General features: G+C 32.5%; 17 protein-coding genes. 13 read left to right on the top strand and 4 right to left on the bottom strand.

Annotated features, from left to right (window positions below):
- Nucleotides 1–29 precede the first annotated feature (29 nt).
- The 3 genes from FLACOL7796_RS19070 (at nucleotide 30) to FLACOL7796_RS19060 (ending at nucleotide 2295) form a co-directional block, all read left to right on the top strand.
- The gene (locus FLACOL7796_RS19070; RefSeq protein ID WP_173972389.1) at nucleotides 30–1211 is read left to right on the top strand and encodes a glycoside hydrolase family 88 protein; all 1182 of its coding nucleotides are present in this window, start codon (nucleotides 30–32) and stop codon (nucleotides 1209–1211) included.
- Nucleotides 1212–1215: 4 nt separating this feature from the next.
- Nucleotides 1216–1623: a hypothetical protein gene (locus FLACOL7796_RS19065; protein ID WP_173972386.1), complete on the top strand. Its 408-nt coding sequence runs from the start codon at nucleotides 1216–1218 to the stop codon at nucleotides 1621–1623.
- 237 nt (nucleotides 1624–1860) lie between these two features.
- The gene (locus FLACOL7796_RS19060) at nucleotides 1861–2295 is read left to right on the top strand and encodes a hypothetical protein (protein WP_173972384.1); all 435 of its coding nucleotides are present in this window, start codon (nucleotides 1861–1863) and stop codon (nucleotides 2293–2295) included.
- A gap of 60 nt (nucleotides 2296–2355) precedes the next feature.
- On the opposite strand, the gene FLACOL7796_RS19055 is transcribed toward FLACOL7796_RS19060, so the two are convergent.
- Both FLACOL7796_RS19055 and FLACOL7796_RS19050 read right to left on the bottom strand, forming a co-directional pair.
- Nucleotides 2356–3867: an FMN-binding glutamate synthase family protein gene (locus tag FLACOL7796_RS19055; protein ID WP_173972383.1), complete on the bottom strand. Its 1512-nt coding sequence runs from the start codon at nucleotides 3865–3867 to the stop codon at nucleotides 2356–2358.
- Between the two features lie 33 nt (nucleotides 3868–3900).
- A complete protein-coding gene (locus tag FLACOL7796_RS19050) occupies nucleotides 3901–4683 on the bottom strand; it encodes an NYN domain-containing protein (RefSeq protein ID WP_173972381.1) in 783 nt (260 codons plus the stop codon).
- A 203-nt stretch (nucleotides 4684–4886) separates the two neighbouring features.
- Between FLACOL7796_RS19050 and FLACOL7796_RS19045 the strand changes: the two genes are divergently transcribed.
- The 6 genes from FLACOL7796_RS19045 to FLACOL7796_RS19020 all read left to right on the top strand — a co-directional run bounded on the left by FLACOL7796_RS19045 (nucleotide 4887) and on the right by FLACOL7796_RS19020 (nucleotide 10281).
- Nucleotides 4887–5333: an RrF2 family transcriptional regulator gene (locus FLACOL7796_RS19045; RefSeq protein ID WP_173972379.1), complete on the top strand. Its 447-nt coding sequence runs from the start codon at nucleotides 4887–4889 to the stop codon at nucleotides 5331–5333.
- Between the two features lie 21 nt (nucleotides 5334–5354).
- Nucleotides 5355–5873 carry an azurin gene (azu, locus tag FLACOL7796_RS19040; RefSeq protein ID WP_173972377.1) on the top strand — a complete coding sequence of 173 codons (519 nt, stop codon included), beginning with the start codon at nucleotides 5355–5357 and terminating at the stop codon, nucleotides 5871–5873.
- 103 nt (nucleotides 5874–5976) lie between these two features.
- Entirely contained in the window at nucleotides 5977–6699 is a 723-nt protein-coding gene (gene ric / locus FLACOL7796_RS19035; protein ID WP_173972375.1) for an iron-sulfur cluster repair di-iron protein, read from the top strand.
- Nucleotides 6700–6801: 102 nt separating this feature from the next.
- Nucleotides 6802–8040 (top strand): hypothetical protein, encoded by a 1239-nt coding sequence (locus FLACOL7796_RS19030; protein ID WP_173972373.1) that lies wholly within the window; start codon nucleotides 6802–6804, stop codon nucleotides 8038–8040.
- A gap of 377 nt (nucleotides 8041–8417) precedes the next feature.
- Entirely contained in the window at nucleotides 8418–9680 is a 1263-nt protein-coding gene (locus tag FLACOL7796_RS19025; RefSeq protein ID WP_099711537.1) for an aminotransferase class I/II-fold pyridoxal phosphate-dependent enzyme, read from the top strand.
- Nucleotides 9681–9798: 118 nt separating this feature from the next.
- Complete coding sequence (locus tag FLACOL7796_RS19020; RefSeq protein ID WP_173972371.1) at nucleotides 9799–10281, top strand: hypothetical protein; 483 nt, start codon at nucleotides 9799–9801, stop codon at nucleotides 10279–10281.
- A gap of 328 nt (nucleotides 10282–10609) precedes the next feature.
- On the opposite strand, the gene FLACOL7796_RS19015 is transcribed toward FLACOL7796_RS19020, so the two are convergent.
- Nucleotides 10610–11728, bottom strand: a complete 1119-nt coding sequence (locus FLACOL7796_RS19015) for a GTP cyclohydrolase (protein ID WP_173972369.1) — start codon at nucleotides 11726–11728, stop codon at nucleotides 10610–10612.
- Between the two features lie 53 nt (nucleotides 11729–11781).
- On the bottom strand, nucleotides 11782–12759 hold the full coding sequence (locus FLACOL7796_RS19010) for a transporter (RefSeq protein ID WP_173972367.1): 978 nt from the start codon (nucleotides 12757–12759) through the stop codon (nucleotides 11782–11784).
- Nucleotides 12760–12848: 89 nt separating this feature from the next.
- Between FLACOL7796_RS19010 and FLACOL7796_RS19005 the strand changes: the two genes are divergently transcribed.
- The 4 genes from FLACOL7796_RS19005 (at nucleotide 12849) to FLACOL7796_RS18990 (ending at nucleotide 16357) form a co-directional block, all read left to right on the top strand.
- A complete protein-coding gene (locus tag FLACOL7796_RS19005) occupies nucleotides 12849–13169 on the top strand; it encodes a DUF4834 family protein (RefSeq protein ID WP_228520363.1) in 321 nt (106 codons plus the stop codon).
- A gap of 51 nt (nucleotides 13170–13220) precedes the next feature.
- Entirely contained in the window at nucleotides 13221–15656 is a 2436-nt protein-coding gene (locus tag FLACOL7796_RS19000; protein ID WP_173972366.1) for a YfhO family protein, read from the top strand.
- Between the two features lie 72 nt (nucleotides 15657–15728).
- The gene (locus tag FLACOL7796_RS18995) at nucleotides 15729–15896 is read left to right on the top strand and encodes a hypothetical protein (RefSeq protein WP_173972364.1); all 168 of its coding nucleotides are present in this window, start codon (nucleotides 15729–15731) and stop codon (nucleotides 15894–15896) included.
- Nucleotides 15893–16357 carry a DUF6036 family nucleotidyltransferase gene (locus tag FLACOL7796_RS18990; protein WP_173972362.1) on the top strand — a complete coding sequence of 155 codons (465 nt, stop codon included), beginning with the start codon at nucleotides 15893–15895 and terminating at the stop codon, nucleotides 16355–16357. Before FLACOL7796_RS18995 ends, FLACOL7796_RS18990 begins: the two co-directional genes overlap by 4 nt.
- The last annotated feature ends 42 nt before the right edge of the window (nucleotides 16358–16399 follow it).

The raw sequence follows: 16399 nt of genomic DNA, 5'->3' as shown, positions 1-16399 counted from the left end.
TAAACAAATTATCTACTAAAAATAACCACATGAATGTAAAATTTTTTACCCTGATTGCTGCTGTATTTCTTTTAGGAAATCAAAGTTATGCTCAAAAAAACAACTCGTTTAATGTAAAAAAACAACTCGAATATTGTGCAGAACAAGCATCAAAAACATTAAAAGTAATTCCTGATGACGGAACTTCTCCACGAACAGTTCCTAATGGAAGCAAAGACTGGAAATTTGTCAATTATAAAGATTGGACAAGCGGATTCTGGCCGGGAGAATTATGGTATTTGTATGAAGCAACGGGAGATAAAAAATGGGAAAAAGAGGCGGATAAATTCAGTCAGTTTTTAAAACCTTTGTCGGTTAGTAAGGCCAATGATCATGATTTAGGCTTTCAAATTTTTAATAGTTTCGGAAACGGATATCGTTTGACAAAAAATCCGGAATACAAAGATGTTATTCTGAAAACTGCTGATACTTTGGCTACATTATTTAATCCAAAAGTGGGCACTACAATATCATGGCCTCACAATAAAATGGGTGGTCATAATACGATCATTGACAATATGATGAATTTGGAATTGCTTTTCTGGGCTTCTAAAAACGGAGGTAATAAAAAGTTGTATGACATTGCGGTAAAACATGCCGAAACGACGATGAACAATCATTTTAGACCAGATTATAGTTCGTATCATGTCATTATTTACGATTATGAAACCGGTAAAAAAATAAAAGGCAGGACTGCGCAAGGTTATAGCGACGATAGTATGTGGGCGAGAGGCCAGGCATGGGCTATTTATGGTTTTACAATGGTTTACAGAGAAACAAAAGATCCTAAGTTTTTAGATTTTGCCCATAAATTAACGCGTGTTTATTTAGACAGATTAACTACCGAAGATTTGATTCCGTACTGGGATTTTGATGCGCCGGGAATCCCAAATGAGCCAAGAGATGCTTCGGCTGCTGCTATTGTGTCTTCGGCACTTATGGAGTTGAGTTCGTATACAAAAGATGCAAATCTTAAGAAAGAATATTTGACAAAATCGAAAAAGATGATTGTTTCACTTTCAGATCATTATCAAAGCCGCGATGTTAATTCGGCATTTTTATTACATTCTACAGGTCATAAACCTGCCGGAAGCGAAATAGATTGTTCTATAAATTATGCAGATTATTATTATCTTGAAGCACTTTTAAGACTTCAAAAATTAAAAAAATAGCATTATGATGAAAAGAATTATCCAAATTTCGTGTGTCCTTGCTCTTGTTGTAGTATTGGTGAGCTGTAAAAATGCAAAACAAAAATTGCAGGAATATGTTAAGACTTATAATAGTACAGCCGCAACTTTTAAAGCTGATAATGTTACGCTTACAACGGCCAGAGGATATATTAATGACGATAAAATCGAATTGCGTTTTGAAACTGATTTAGAACAGAATGAATCGAATAAGATAAAAGCGAACCAATCGTTTCCTAAGCTGTTGAAAGAAATGATCAATAAAAACGAAATCCCTAAAGAACTTGTTGAAGAAGGAATTCAATTTGATGCCTATTTTTTGGCAGGTGACAATACAGTTCTGGTAAAAGAGATTATAAATAAAGAATCTATAAATGAATTATTACAGAAATAGTTTAGTTTTATAATTGCACAAAGCCGCTTTAATCGTTTTTAAAGCGGCTTTTTTTATTTGTTTTTTAACTGTAGAAGTAGTAGACACGAGTCCCGGTTTAGTGTAAATGGTTGTTTATTTTGGGATAATTTATTTGTAGTCAAATAATTACACGCTTTATTTTTGTGAAATGATGTTGCTTTTGTTTAAAAAGTTCATTATGTTTGAGTTAAAAAATAACCTAAAACCTAAAAATTTATGAAAAAAATTACCCAAATCGCATTTATTGCTGTTGTTGTGTTGTTAATGGTAAGTTGTAAAAATACCAAGCAAAAAATTCAGGAGCACGTAAGTACTTATAATAATTCGTCATCAATAAAAGGCAGTGGTATTACGAGTACGACAGCAAAAGCATTTTTGAATGACAACAAAATCGAAATTAGAATTGAAACCAATTTAGAAGAAAACGATACCAATAAATTAACCTACAAAGAATCGTTTCCTGATTTGTTGAAAGAAATGATCAAAAACGATCAAATTTCGAGAGCATTAATAGAAGAAGGAGTAAAATTTGATGTGTACTTTTTAGCGTATAATAATGCTATTCTTGCGCAACGAATAGTAGATAAAGAAGAACTGGCAGTTTTAGAAAACACAGCAGATTCTAAAGAAAAAGTAACTGCAAAATTGTAGTTTGAAGAAAATGAGCAAAAAATAAAGCCTCTTTGAGATTATGCAAAGAGGCTTGTTTTTTTATTTTTTAGTAACATTTGTTAAGATATCCGGGAAATAAGAATCGGATAAATGACCAAACTCATCACCACGCATAAAGATATTGATGTCAACATCGGCAAAACTGTTTTTGCCTGCTGCTGCTAAAAGTTCATTGGCAGAATGCAAAGTGTTTTTATGAAAATGATACACACGATCTGATTTATCGGTAACAACAAGTCCTTTCATTAGCATCTTGTTTTGGGTAGCAACTCCGGTAGGGCATTCGTTATTATGACAACGTAAAGCCTGAATACAACCTAATGAAAACATAAATCCACGAGCGCTATTACACATGTCTGCACCTAATGCAATGGCGTGTAAAATGGAGTAACCCGAAATGATTTTTCCGCTACCAATAATGCGTATTTTATCACGAATATTTAGGCCAACCAAAGTTTTGTTTACAAATATTAAAGCAGGTTCAAAAGGCATTCCCACACCATCAGCAAATTCTAACGGAGCAGCTCCTGTTCCGCCTTCGGCACCATCGATAGTAATAAAATCAGGGTAAATATCTTCGGCAATCATTTCATGGCAAATGGCTTCAAATTCAGCTGTGTTTCCAATACATAATTTAAATCCAATAGGTTTCCCATTCGATAATTGACGTAATTGCGCAATAAAATGAATAAGTCCTTTAATATCAGCAAAAGCATGATGACCAGGAGGAGAAAGAATCATGGTATGAGGTTCAACTCCTCTTATTTTTGCAATTTGCTCCGTATTTTTAGCTGCTGGAAGCACACCTCCATGACCTGGTTTTGCACCTTGCGAAAGTTTAATTTCGATCATTTTTACGTTAGGAAGATTCGCTTTTTCTGAAAATTTTTCAGGGCTAAAGTTTCCTTCTGCATCACGACATCCAAAATATCCTGTACCAATTTGCCAGGTAATATCTCCGCCGCCGGCAAGATGAAATTCAGTTAAACCACCTTCTCCTGTATTTTGGTAGAAGTTTCCTTTTTTAGCACCAATATTGATCGCACGAACAGCATTTTCACTTAATGAACCAAAACTCATTGCCGAAACATTAAATAAAGACGCTAAATAAGGTTGTTTACAATCTTTTCCGCCTACCAATACACGAGGTAATTCTTCGTTGACTTTTGCCGGAAAGATAGAATGTTTTATTCCCTCATAACTATCATGGTTTAGGTTTTGCTGTGTTCCGAAAGGCGTACTCGAATCAATATTTTTGGCTCTTTGATACACTAAAGAACGTTGGTTTCTCGAGAAAGGTCTTCCGTCAGTTGATCTTTCGATAAAATATTGCTGAATTTCAGGCGCAATCATTTCGAATAAATACCTGAAATAGCCCAAAACCGGGAAGTTTCGTAAAATAGCGTGTTTTTCCTGAAGCGCATTATAAATACCAATAACCAGTAAGATAGGAATGATAATAACGAGTAAAAAACCACGATCGGTTTTAAGATAGATTGCAAAAACAATTAGAAACAATAAGAATCCGTAGATGAAGAATTTTTTTCTCATGTTTATAAAATTTAAAAAAAAATAGTTGAATAATTAATTGAACCGCAGGCGTACATAAACATGTTTAATGCCCTTTTTATCTGATTCTCTTTCGTCGATCTCCAGAATATCAGTTAGGGATTTTAGCATGGGTGTAAGTTTAGAAAAGCCATAATTTCTTGGGTCGAATTCCGGTTTTTTCTTTACAATTAAGTTTCCTACATCTCCTAAAAATGCCCAGCCATCATCATCTTCGATGTCTTCGATTGTAGCTTCGATAAGTTCAATCGTTGGTGCATCAATTTTGTGTAAGGCTTTTTCGGCAGGTTTTTCTACCGGTTTTTTAGCATCGGTAGCTGTAGTTGTTTTTGGTTTTTTCTTTTGGATTGCACCGTCAAGAACCTCAATATAAATAAATCGGTCGCAGGCAACAATAAAAGAATTTGGAGTCTTTTTTTCTCCAATACCAATTACTTTCATTCCTGATTCTCTTAGTCTTATGGCTAAACGCGTAAAATCGCTATCGCTCGATACGATGCAAAATCCGTCTAGTTTTCCGGAATACAGTAAATCCATAGCATCGATAATCAAAGCAGAATCGGATGAATTTTTACCTACCGTATAGCTATATTGCTGAATAGGGGTAATGGCATGTTCTAGTAAAACAGCTTTCCAGCCATTAGAATTTGGTTTGGTCCAATCAGCATAAATACGTTTTGTGGTTGGTGTGCCAAATTTTGTTATTTCTTCCATCATGCCTTTTACATTACTGTAAGGCACATTATCGGCATCAATAAGAACGGCTAGTTTGAGATCTTTTGAGTTGCTTAAAGCCATTTTTTAGGTGTTAGGAAAATTAGTACTTCCAAAGGTAAAACTAAAATTGGTTTTTATTAGAATTTGGTGCTGAATTAGTGTTTTGTTCCATATTAATTATTTTGGTTATAAATAAGGGTGATTTTTATAACAAAACAAATAAAGATAAATTTGTCTTTTATGTTGAATTTGAATATATTTGTAGTCAATCAACAAATTTTCCTATGTTTTCAAAAGCCTGCGAGTACGGAATCAGAGCTTCGATATTTATCGCCACTAAATCATCAAAAGGAATTAGGGTTGGTATAAAAGATGTTGCCAAAGAAATTGATTCGCCAGAACCTTTTACAGCCAAAATAATGCAAATTTTGACTAAAAACGGAATCATCGAATCATCAAAAGGAGTAGGAGGCGGCTTTGAAGTTTCTGATAATGCTGTAAAATCGATCAAATTAATTCAGATTGTTGATGCGATCGATGGAGATACTATATATAAAGGTTGCGGTATAGGATTAAAAGAATGTTCAGAAATTAAACCCTGTCCGGTGCATAAAGAGTTTAAAAAGGTACGTGAATTGCTTTTAGAGATGCTTACTAATACCACATTAGAACAGCTTGCTTCTGGAGTTAAAACGGGTGATTTTTTTCTTAGAATAAACGATAGAGAATAATAAAAATTTAAATACTTACTGATGAATAAAAAAAATAGAATTTCGATTGTATTGCTAATGGGATGTTTAGCAATAACTTCTTGCGGTAAAAAAGATGCTGCAACCACCGAAGAGCCAACAGAAATAAACGAAACTACATCTGATGAAGGGCATCCTGCAGCAGCCAGTAATGTTTTAGTTATTACAGGAGATGATCAAATGCAGTTTAATACTAAAGAATTAAGAGCCGAAGCCGGAAAACCAATTACTTTAACGCTTAAACATATTGGTAAAATACCTAAACAGGCAATGGGACATAATATTGTGATTTTGCAGGAAGGAACCAATGAAGCAGATTTTGCTGTTAAAGCTGCTGCAGCTCAGGAAACAGATTATATTCCAGCTTCAGAAAAATCTTCAATTATTGCTCATACCAAATTATTGGGTGGAGGAGAACAAGATACAATCGAATTTACTATTGATAAAAAAGGAACATATAATTTCTTATGTTCTTTCCCTGGGCACTTTGCGATGATGAAAGGTGTTTTAATTGTTGAATAAATAACAAGGACTCTAATCCTGCTTTTTGGGTTAGAGTTTTTTCTTAAACTAATAAAAGATTAATTTGTCTTTTATTGTGTGTAATATCAAAAAAAATAAAAAAATGGAGAATTTAAGAGATAAAACAGTAGGTTCATTTGTGACAGAAGATTTTAGAACAGCAGCGGTATTTACAAAATACAAAATCGATTTTTGCTGCAAAGGAGGTAAAACCATCAATGAGGTTTGTTTAAAACAAGGAATTGATACGAGAGTTTTACTAAAAAAACTTAATGAAGTTTTACTTGCAGAAGATTCAAATGTCATTGATTTTAACTCGTGGCCTTTGGATTTATTGGCAGACTATATCGAAAAAACACATCATAGATATGTTGTAGATAAATCGGTTATTATCATGCAGTTTTTAAATAAACTTTGCAATGTGCACGGAGGACGACATGAAGAATTGTTTAAGATAAATGAATTGTTTAACCAATGTGTTACTGAATTATCGCAGCACATGAAAAAAGAAGAACAAGTTTTGTTTCCGTTTATCAAAAACATGGTAAAAGCTAAAGAAAGAGACGAAGCTGTTCTTCAGCCGCCTTTTGGATCGGTTGCTAACCCAATTGCCATGATGACGCATGAACATGAGGTAGAAGGAGAAAGATTTAATGAAATTTCTAATCTTACTAATAATTACACAGCACCAGCTGATGGATGTACTACCTATAAAGTAACATTTGCCATGCTAAGAGAGTTTGAAGAAAATCTCCATACGCATATTCATTTAGAAAATAATATATTGTTCCCTAAAGCAGTAATTTTAGAAAAAGAGTTTTCTTAAAACGGGTTTATAAAAAAGCACTGACGAGTCTCTAACTTATCAGTGCTTTTTTAAATTAATTATAATTGAATTTCACTGAAATACTTTTAATTTCGCTAAAAAATGAAGTTCCTGACTAAGATAAGCGTACAAAAAAGCTGGATAATAGTTTGTTTTTTTAATTTTCTGATAGCCTCATTGATGGGGTTATTGATGCGTTTTTATTATTTGTTTCCTGTAAAACATATAAATTACAGCTTTTTGCTTCATGCTCATTCTCATGTAGCCATGTTAGGCTGGACGTATTTGATGATTTACGTTTTGATTGTTCATTTTTTTATTCCAAAACATAAAAGCAGTAAACCCATTTATAATCAATTGTTTTGGCTTACAGAATTTTCGGTTGTAGGTATGATGATTTCTTTTTCTGTTCAGGGATATGCTTTATTTTCTATTGTGTTTTCGACATTGCATATTTTGCTTAGCTATGTTTTTTGTGGCCTGGTTTGGAGGGATTGTTGTAAAGGTAAGCGAACAGACAAAAAGTTACTTTTAGGAGCCATTCTATTCATGATTTTGTCTACTGTTGGGGTTTGGAGTTTAGGACCAATAATAGGTATGGTGGGTAAACATGGCATTTTATATCAAATTGCCATTCAGTTTTTTCTTCACTTTCAATTTAATGGATGGTTTTTATTGGCTGTTTTGGCTTTGTTTTTAAAACAGTTTAAAAATGAAATAGACAAAGAACAGTTTAAGGTATTTTTTATTTTGCTAATCGTCTCAACAATAGTAACAGTTGCATTTCCTGTCAGTTGGTATGTAAAAAATAATTTGATAAGCATTGTTAATGCCGTTGGTATAGTGTTGCAGCTTATTGCATTTGTATATTTTTATAAAATGCTAAAGGCACAAATTTCGTGGTTTAAAGCTAGTTTAAGTGCTACGGCAAAAATGGTATATAGTTTAGCAATCTGTTCTTTATTTCTTAAAATTATTGTTCAGTTGCTGCTTTTGATTCCTGATATCGCTTCGTCTTCACACCAAATTAGAGGTTTTGTAATAGGTTTTATTCATTTAACCACTTTAGGAATTATTACAGGATTTTTGTTTGGGATTCTGTTTCAGAATAAATTACTTTCAGCAAATTCTTCTTTAGTTCGATCAGGTGTAAAGTGTTTTATTGTGGGATATATTTTCACAGAAATAATACTGTTTCTGCAGGGCGGACTTTTTTACTTCAATATTGGTTTATTGCCTTTTTATTACGAATCAATTTTTGCGGCAAGCGCATTTATCGTTTTAGGTTTGATTTTGATTATTATATCAGAACTTAGAATAAAAAAAATAAGGGCCGATTAATTATAATCACCCTTATCTCTTACTAATGAATCAATCTATTTAAAATGCGTAATTTTTAGTTTATGGTTTGCTGTTTGTTGTTAATATATAAGTTTGTTTAAAGTCAATTTAGCTTTGTTTTTAATACAATGTAAAAGTAAGGGATGAACTTATCTTTTATAATGATAAAAATCATGTTGCAAAATATAATTAGTATAAAATTTAAAATTCTTTTAATTCTAAATCTATTTATAGTCGGGAAGCGTTAGAAACAAATACGATTTGATCGATGTTATCTGATTATTTTTAATAAAAATAAAGGGCAAACTCGATTTTAGAATAATAATCATTATTTTTGCACCCTGTATAAATTAAAATTATTACTTCAAAATATATTTATGGTAAAAGATTTATTCGAAAGAATTCAGAACAATAAAGGACCATTAGGAAAATGGGCTTCACAAGCTGAGGGATATTTTGTATTCCCTAAATTAGAAGGGGAACTTGGTCCAAGAATGAAATTTGGTGGAAAAGATATTTTAAATTGGAGTTTGAATGACTATTTAGGTCTTGCTAATCATCCAGAGGTTCGTCAGGCAGATATTGATGCTGCTACTCAGTACGGTGCTGCTTACCCAATGGGAGCTCGTATGATGTCAGGTCATACTAAATACCACGAACAATTAGAAAATGAATTAGCTGAATTCGTAATGAAACCAGCAGCTTATTTATTGAATTTTGGTTACCAGGGAATGGTATCTATCATTGATGCATTGGTAACTAAAAACGATATTATTGTATATGATGTAGATTCTCACGCTTGTATCATTGATGGTGTTCGTTTACACATGGGTAAACGTTTTACTTACAAACACAATGATCTTGAAAGTATGGAGAAAAACCTGCAACGTGCTACTAAAATGGCAACAGAAACAGGTGGTGGAATTTTATTTATTACCGAAGGTGTTTTTGGAATGAGAGGACAACAAGGTAAATTAAAAGAAATTGTAGCCTTAAAAGAAAAATATAATTTCCGTTTATTAGTAGATGATGCCCACGGTTTTGGTACTCTTGGTAAAACAGGAGCCGGAGCAGGTGAAGAGCAGGGAGTTCAGGACGGTATTGACGTTTACTTCTCTACTTTTGCAAAATCAATGGCTAATATTGGAGCTTTTGTAGCTGCTGATCAGGATATTATTGATTATTTGAAATACAACTTGCGTTCTCAAATGTTTGCAAAAGCATTGCCAATGATTCAAACAATTGGATCATTAAAACGTTTAGAATTATTGCGTAATCACCCGGAATTGAAAGATAAACTTTGGGAAAACGTAAATGCATTACAAAACGGATTACGTTCAAGAAACTTTAATATTGGAGATACAAATACTTGTGTAACACCAGTATATTTACAAGGAAGTGTGCCTGAAGCAATGGTTATGGTGAACGACTTAAGAGAGAACTACGGTATTTTCTTGTCGATCGTAATTTATCCGGTAATTCCAAAAGGAATAATTTTGTTAAGAATGATTCCAACAACTTCACATACTTTAGCTGATATCGACGAAACGTTAACAGCATTTGAAGCAATTCGTGAAAAATTAGAAAACGGTACTTATAAAGAAATTGCAAGCAGAACTACAGTAGATTTAGATGCTTAATTTCTAGAGAATAAATTCCTAATATGGGAATTATGTAAAAAAATCCATTCGTTATGCGAATGGATTTTTTTTATTTCAACTAAATTTATACTCATAAACCACAGTAAAAATAAAAAATATGAAAAAAGTATTAGCCATAACCGTAATTGTTTTAGTTGTTTTTGTCTCTTGTAAAAAGACAGAACCTGTGCCGGAAATAGCACCAAATCCTCCTAAAGCAGCTGAAATTGCAGAACCTTCAGGAGATCAGTGTTTTGCTTTTTCAAATGATAGCAGTAATGTTGAATTGAGTTTTAATGTGAATTCGCATCAGGAAGTAAATGGAAAACTAACGTATAAGTTATATCAAAAAGATAAAAACGAAGGAACCTTAATAGGAAACATGAAAGGAGATACTTTAATAGCAGATTATACTTTTATGTCTGAAGGAACTTCATCAGTTAGAGAAGTTGCTTTTCTAAAAAGAGAAAACACTTTTATTGAAGGTTACGGAGATGTAGCAGAAGCAAACGGAAAAGTAATTTTTAAAGATAAAAAGAAATTAAAATTCGATCCGAAAATGGTTCTTACAAAAGTAGACTGTAAACCTAAAGTAGAGTAAATTACTAAATAAAAAATCCATTCTAGAACGAATGGATTTTTTATTAGCATTAAAAAAAATAATAACTTATTTCTTTGATTTAATTTTATCTAAATAATCATTTGAATTGCCGTTCCAATAGCATTTTATACAACGTTGATTTGTAAATTCATGCTCACAATTTTTATATCCGTATAAAATGTTTGAACATTCAGGACATAAATTTTGCATTAAAGAAGAATCTTTATAGAATTCACTTTTACATTCATCACAAGTTTCAATTTTAGACATTTATTGTTTTTGAATTATGTATGGCTGTGCTAATTTAATGCTTCGAATGAATACTTTATTAAAGATATTTCAAATACGTTTTTCTCTGACAGTGAATTTTTGGATCAAAGTTTTTCCATAGTAAATGAATCGCTGTATTATCTGCTAATTCAGGAGTTCTGATACAAGTCTGAATTCCTTTTTCGGAAAAAGTTTTATAATATTCATCAAAAATGATGGCTGTAACTCCTTTATTTTGATAATCCGGATGAACTCCGATAAGGTAAAAAACAACATCTTTACTCTTTTTACGGGCTCTTAATAAATGGATAAATCCAAAAGGGAATAGTTTTCCTTTCGCTTTTTGTAAAGCCTCAGAAAAACTTGGCATTACAATACTAAAAGCTACCAGATTATCATCTTTATCGACTACAAATTTGATATATTCCGGATTGATGAAGCTGATGTATTTCTTTTTAAAATATTCCTTTTGAACGTCAGAAATGGCTACAAAAGAAGCAAGTTTCGCATAAGAATCATTAAACAAATCAAACATTTTGTCTACATGCGGCATAATGTCTTTTGTTTTTGTAAAAGTCAGGGATCTTAAACCGTATCTTTTTTTAATCAATTCCTGTGCTTTAAGGAAAAATTCAGGTTTAACATTCGAAAACGGAAAAACACTTTCGATATATTCCTTTTCTACCTGAAAGCCCAATTGTTCAAAATGAGTTACATAATACGGATTGTTATACCACGTAATCATGGTTCCCATTTGATCGTAACCTTCTGTAAGCACACCCACTTTATCAAGGTTAGAAAAACCCATTGGGCCTTCAACATGCTCCAGGTTATGTTGTCTTCCTAATTCGTATACTTTTTCTAGTAAAGCCTTTGTAACTTCAATATCATCTATAACATCAAACCATCCAAAACGAACTTTTCTTTTATGCTGATTATTGACTTCGGCCCAATTGATGATGGCAGTAATTCTTCCAACAATTTTATTGTCTTTGTATGCTAAGTAAAAATAAGCTTCGGCGTTATCAAAAGCAGGATTTTTTGTTTTGTCAAAAGATTCTAATTCATCTGCTATAATAGGCGGAACCCAATACGGATTGTCTTTATACAGAGAAAACGGAAATTTGACATAGTCGGTTAATTCCTTTTTGGTTTTGGCTTCTTTAATTGTAATCATTAAGATTCAGTATGTAAATTGTCTCTTTATTTAGAGAAGTTGATTATTAAAATTTATTCGTATTTCGATTTACGTTTTCTTTCTTTGGCCTGATAATCGATTTCTCTTTGTTCCATCTGATTATCCTTATTTTTTTTGGCTTTTTCTTTTCCTTTAAATTCCATTTGCTTTTCTTTATAACTTCCGTCATAACGCCAGGAAACTCCAACTCCACCATACAATACAGAAGGCGTATTCTTGAAATTAGTACTTACAGAAGCATCCACCTGAAGATTAGAGTTGATTAAATAAGCCGCTCCTCCACGAACAATTGCATCACTGTAGAAATCGCTTTTGTAACCCTGATTTTCAACAAATCCGGACCATTTATCATTAAATCCGTGAGTTAATGTCAATACGTAACCATAACTAGGATAATCTGTTGTAATGTAATCGGCAATAATGTTGGTTACAAAAACCCATTTTCCGCCGCCAAATAAATTTTGGGTAATCAAAGCCACTTTTGGCGATATAGCAGATTGTGGTGAAAAGTAATACGGATTGTCAGCACCAGTAAAATTAGCTCCGGCAAAAATAGAAACTGCAGGAATTAATTCATGCCAGTTAAAACTATGATTGGCTTTATAACTATAAATATTAGCTTCTTTTTTGTAGTTTTTATAAGGATCGTAAACTAAATATTTTGCTCCTAAAACGGTTTGTCTAAAATTATTCTTTTTGTAGCTGGTGTAGGGAGTATCAAAATTTTCCATTTGATATTGTATGTCCAGAATCAATTCTAGTTTTTCCAGAAAAGCACCATAACGCAGGGTTAAATCTGTACCAAAACCACTTGCATCATAATCTAATAAATCATGTTTTTCTTTGATGCCGTAAATACCAAGTTCTGCCTGAATTACAGATTTTCCAACTGCATAAGCAGACATTGTTTCACCAGGACGATTAGAGTTAATAACATCAGTATACTGCGCGAAAAATAGTTGGGGAACTAAACAAAGAGCTGCAATAAATAAGTTTTTATTTTTTAACATAAACGTTTTTTTTGATTAAAAAGTAATAACGCATTTCAAATGTACTATATTTTATTATTTATTTAAGATTGATATTTTAATTTTAAACAATGGATTTATTAATTTTGGAAAAAAATTATATGATCATGCAAGAAGCATCTTTTACAAATTTGTTTAAAACGATAATGTGGATTATTGCGTTTTATTATATTTTTAAATTTTTAGCTAAAATATTTTTACCGGTATTGGTAAAGAAAGCAGTTGAAAAAGCAGGAGAGAATTTTCAGAGACAACAACAATATAGTCAGGATACTACATGGCAAAAAACACGTTCGAATAATGATGAAATTATTATCGATACGGCCAATGCAAAAAAGCCACGCGAAACCAAAAAGGTGGGCGATTATGTTGATTACGAAGAAATAGATTAAGTTTGTGTCCTAGAGTTATAGGATTCATCATTTAACCCAAACCAGTTTCAATTGAAAATAGTAAATAAGTTCTATCCGCATGCCCTTGTTATATTGGGCTTTATTATCGTTTCTTTAATTTATTTTTACCCCGTTTTACAGGGAAAACAAATCTTCCAATCGGATATTGCCCAATATACCGGAATGGCGAAGGAACAAAATGATTTTAGAGCTACAGAGCATTCTGAGCCTTATTGGACAAATTCAGCATTTGGTGGTATGCCAACCTATCAATTGGGGGCAAATTACCCAAACGATTTTATTGGACATTTAGATGATGTGTTACGTTTTTTACCACGTCCTGCAGATTACTTATTTTTATATTTCTTAGGTTTTTACGGCTTATTATTAGTCTTAAAAACCGATCCTCTAAAAGCTTTTATTGGAGCCATTGCCTTTGGTTTTTCTACCTATTTAATTATAATTCTTGGAGTAGGACATAATGCAAAAGCACATGCAATTGCTTATATGCCACTTGTTATTGCCGGATTTATACTGGTTTTTCAGAAAAAATATATTTGGGGAGGATTACTCACCATGTTTGCGGTTGCATTAGAAATTAATGCGAACCACTTTCAAATGACCTATTATTTATTGATTTTCTTATTGATATTATCAGGTTATTTTGCTTTTAATTTTATAAAAGAAAAAGAATATAAACCGCTCTTAACTGCTATTGGCGTTTTGGCTGTAGCGGGAATTTTTGCCATTGGTGCCAATTCTACCAATTTAATGGCAACAAGCGAATATGCTAAATTTAGTACTCGTAGTAACAGCGAATTGACTTTTAATCCTGACGGATCTAAAAAGACAAATGAAAATGCTTTAAGCCGCGAATATATTACAGAATACAGTTACGGAATTCCGGAAAGTTTTAACCTGATTGCGCCAAGATTATTTGGAGGTTCTAATCATGAAAATGTAGGTACAGACAGCCGTATGTATTCGTTTATGATCGAGCAAGGTGTGCCTTCAGAGCAGGCTCAGGATTTTGTGTCCGGAATGCCGACATATTGGGGAGATCAGCCTATTGTGGCAGCTCCGGCCTATATTGGTGTGGTTGTTTTCTTTTTAGGAGTTCTGGCATTATTTATTGATGATAGAAAAATAAAATACGTATTTCTTGCAGGAGCATTAGTTTCTTTAGTGCTTTCATGGGGTAAAAACTTCGCTTTACTGACCGACTTTTTTATTGATTACGTACCAATGTATGATAAATTTAGAGCTGTGTCATCGATTCAGGTTATTCTTGAATTGTGTTTTCCTGTTCTGGCTATCATGGGACTACAATCTTTCTTTAAAGCGAAAGATGAACCTAAATTACAGCAAAAAGCACTTGTACAAACGGGTGTTTTTGGTATGGGAATAATCATAATCTTAGTTTTTGCTAAAAGCATGTTTCATTTTACAGGAAGCAACGATAATTACTTCTTGCAAAGTTACGGGCCAGCTTTTGTTGATGCTTTAAAAGAAGACAGAATGACATTGTATTCTGCTGATTTATTGCGTTCAGGATTTTTTATCGTGTTGACTTTTGGAATCTTGTGGTTGTTCATTAAAAACAAATTGGCTCAAAATACTACCTTGATTATCGTTGGTCTTTTAATGATTTTCGATTTGTTCTTTGTAGATAAAAAATATGTTTCGGCTAAAGATTTTGTGAGTCCTGCGCAAATTGCAGCTCCGTTTCAGGAAACGCCATCTGATGCCCAAATCTTAAAAGATACAACGCATTACAGAGTTTTTGAAGTAAACGGAAACATGTCAAGTGCGCGTGCTTCTTATTTCCACCATTCGTTGGGAGGATATCATGCAGCAAAACCGAGAAGAATGCAGCAGTTATTCGATTACCAGATTGCAAAAAACAATATGGAAGTTCTGGATATGCTGAATGTAAAATACATCATCCAAACTGATAAAGAAGGAAAAGAATTCCCGACTATAAATCCAAATACAAACGGAAATGCCTGGTTTGTAAGTACTGTAAAATTGGTCAATAAGCCAGATGATGTCATGAAGGCTTTAGACAATATTGATACTAAAAAAGTAGCCGTTTTTAATGTTCGTGAACACGAAGGTAAATTTAGAAGCGCTCGTTTAAAGAAGGAGTGGGATACAACCGGAACAATTAAAGTAGTACAATACAAACCAAATTATATTAAATACAAATCAGATAATAAGAAAGATGGTTTAGCTGTTTTTTCTGAGATTTATTATAAAAATGGCTGGAATGCATATATCGATGGTGAATTAACAACTCATTTCCCTGTTGATTATGTTTTAAGAGCTATGGAAATTCCTGGTGGAAATCATACTATCGAGTTTAAATTTGAGCCTCAGGTTGTTAAAACCGGAAGTATAATTACTTTGATCAGTTCAATTGGAATGTTCTTATTGTTGATTGGTGGAATTTATTTGGAAAGAAAGAAGTCTGTTGCTAAAAAGTAAAATTTGATTTTCTTTCATATCTACGATTATGTATCATTTATTATCTTTGCTACGTATTTAAAAGACTGAACAATGAAAAAGAACGTGTTAAGTTTTGGTACTCCACAAGAGTTGGAAGCTAAGAGAATAGCTGAAATAAGATCACTTTCTTATTTAGAAAGATTAGAAAGATTAATGGTTCTAATTGAAGTTTCTTATACGCTTAAAATAGCTAAAGTAATCCAATCTAAAAAACGATGAATGAGCAAATAATTGCTATTTGGAATAGTTTTTTTGAAAACAAAGTTAAATACATAACTATTGGTGGATTTGCTGTAAATATTTATGGCTATAATAGAAGTACCGGTGATATTGATATTTATTTAGAGGATACAATTGAAAATAGGATTAATTTAAGAAAAGCTTTAAAGTCAATTAATTTAGGAGATTTTGAAACTATAGAAACAATGCAGTTTATTCCGGGTTGGACAGATTTTAGTTTAAGCTACGGTTTGAGATTAGATGTAATGACTGCTGTAAAAGGTCTGGAAGATAAATCTTTTTCATCATTGCTAGAAGATGCTACAATCGTAATGATAGGTGAAACTCCAGTTTATTTTATTGATTACGATAATTTAATAATTGCTAAAAAAGCATCAAACAGACCGAAGGATATTTTAGATATCGAAGAACTTAGAAAAGCAAATAATAATTCAGAATAACATTCTTAATCTGCATAAACTGATATTTTCAGAAATTAAATA

The sequence above is a fragment of the Flavobacterium bizetiae genome, from assembly GCF_902804475.1.
In the GTDB taxonomy this organism is placed as follows: Bacteria; Bacteroidota; Bacteroidia; order Flavobacteriales; family Flavobacteriaceae; genus Flavobacterium; species Flavobacterium bizetiae.
The sequence above is the reverse complement of the archived record's forward strand: the minus strand, read 5'-3'. Positions and strand labels throughout refer to the sequence as shown.

Bases quoted from the DNA above. Each gene is read 5' to 3' on its own strand.
- FLACOL7796_RS19070 (WP_173972389.1), top strand. From the start codon at position 30: ATGAATGTAAAATTTTTTACCCTGATTGCTGCTGTATTTCTTTTAGGA.
- FLACOL7796_RS19065 (WP_173972386.1), top strand. From the start codon at position 1,216: ATGATGAAAAGAATTATCCAAATTTCGTGTGTCCTTGCTCTTGTTGTA.
- FLACOL7796_RS19060 (WP_173972384.1), top strand. From the start codon at position 1,861: ATGAAAAAAATTACCCAAATCGCATTTATTGCTGTTGTTGTGTTGTTA.
- FLACOL7796_RS19055 (WP_173972383.1), bottom strand. From the start codon at position 3,867: ATGAGAAAAAAATTCTTCATCTACGGATTCTTATTGTTTCTAATTGTT.
- FLACOL7796_RS19050 (WP_173972381.1), bottom strand. From the start codon at position 4,683: ATGGCTTTAAGCAACTCAAAAGATCTCAAACTAGCCGTTCTTATTGAT.
- FLACOL7796_RS19045 (WP_173972379.1), top strand. From the start codon at position 4,887: ATGTTTTCAAAAGCCTGCGAGTACGGAATCAGAGCTTCGATATTTATC.
- azu (WP_173972377.1), top strand. From the start codon at position 5,355: ATGAATAAAAAAAATAGAATTTCGATTGTATTGCTAATGGGATGTTTA.
- ric (WP_173972375.1), top strand. From the start codon at position 5,977: ATGGAGAATTTAAGAGATAAAACAGTAGGTTCATTTGTGACAGAAGAT.
- FLACOL7796_RS19030 (WP_173972373.1), top strand. From the start codon at position 6,802: ATGAAGTTCCTGACTAAGATAAGCGTACAAAAAAGCTGGATAATAGTT.
- FLACOL7796_RS19025 (WP_099711537.1), top strand. From the start codon at position 8,418: ATGGTAAAAGATTTATTCGAAAGAATTCAGAACAATAAAGGACCATTA.
- FLACOL7796_RS19020 (WP_173972371.1), top strand. From the start codon at position 9,799: ATGAAAAAAGTATTAGCCATAACCGTAATTGTTTTAGTTGTTTTTGTC.
- FLACOL7796_RS19015 (WP_173972369.1), bottom strand. From the start codon at position 11,728: ATGATTACAATTAAAGAAGCCAAAACCAAAAAGGAATTAACCGACTAT.
- FLACOL7796_RS19010 (WP_173972367.1), bottom strand. From the start codon at position 12,759: ATGTTAAAAAATAAAAACTTATTTATTGCAGCTCTTTGTTTAGTTCCC.
- FLACOL7796_RS19005 (WP_228520363.1), top strand. From the start codon at position 12,849: ATGGATTTATTAATTTTGGAAAAAAATTATATGATCATGCAAGAAGCA.
- FLACOL7796_RS18995 (WP_173972364.1), top strand. From the start codon at position 15,729: ATGAAAAAGAACGTGTTAAGTTTTGGTACTCCACAAGAGTTGGAAGCT.
- FLACOL7796_RS18990 (WP_173972362.1), top strand. From the start codon at position 15,893: ATGAATGAGCAAATAATTGCTATTTGGAATAGTTTTTTTGAAAACAAA.